Here is a 677-nt window from a genome sequence, read left to right on the forward strand (position 1 = left end):
CTGACTCTGTGTGAGGTTCATGAGGTCGGGCCTCCTGCCCCCGAGGGCTTTTAGAAAAGCAACACTCACATCGTCGCCGGGAAGGTGCATGCCTGTTAAAATCCATGGCGCTAGGTTGGCGTGGTTTCATGCGTTGGTATCGTTGTCTGGCCACATGCCTTCAGCCGGTCGAAGCTACCCGTCCTCCTTCAGGTTGAGGTTCGAGCGTATGGGAGTGTCGAGCCGGTGCTGGGAGGAAAAATGTTGATTATAGCCCCATTCAAGGTGCCGAATTGCTACGAAGTCAACAAGTATTGGTGAGTGTGTTGTTTTTGATACGAGCAATCTTTAAGGATATGCATGAATATCAGCATCTTATGCCACTCACTCAGTCACTGCTCAGAAAGGTCCTAATAACCATTCTGATTCGTCGTTTCGCTGACGGCATGCCGAGGGAGGTGCGCGCGTGAAGCTGCTGGTACTGGATGCCGGCCACTGCCTGAGCCTGGCCCTGGCCCGGGAGGCCAACCGCCGCTCGGATACCGAGCTCACCATCGAGGAGGGCCTGGAGCTGGATCCCGCCTGGCTGGCGGAGGTGGCGCCGGATGCTCTGGTGATTCCGCCGCTGTCGCGGCCGATCGTCGCCGCGCCGGCGGAGGTGACGGCCCACGCCGAGGCGGTGGAGCGTTGCCTGGAGG

At 58.9% G+C, this 677-nt stretch carries 1 protein-coding gene; it reads left to right on the forward strand.

The annotated features are described in order from the left end of the window. Positions 1–445: 445 nt before the first annotated feature. Positions 446–677, forward strand: a 232-nt coding sequence (locus ADS77_RS21270) for a hypothetical protein (RefSeq protein ID WP_200909670.1), incomplete at its 3' end; no start/stop codon positions are given.

Source organism: Pseudoalteromonas porphyrae (assembly GCF_001298125.1).
GTDB lineage: Bacteria > Pseudomonadota > Gammaproteobacteria > Enterobacterales > Alteromonadaceae > Pseudoalteromonas > Pseudoalteromonas neustonica.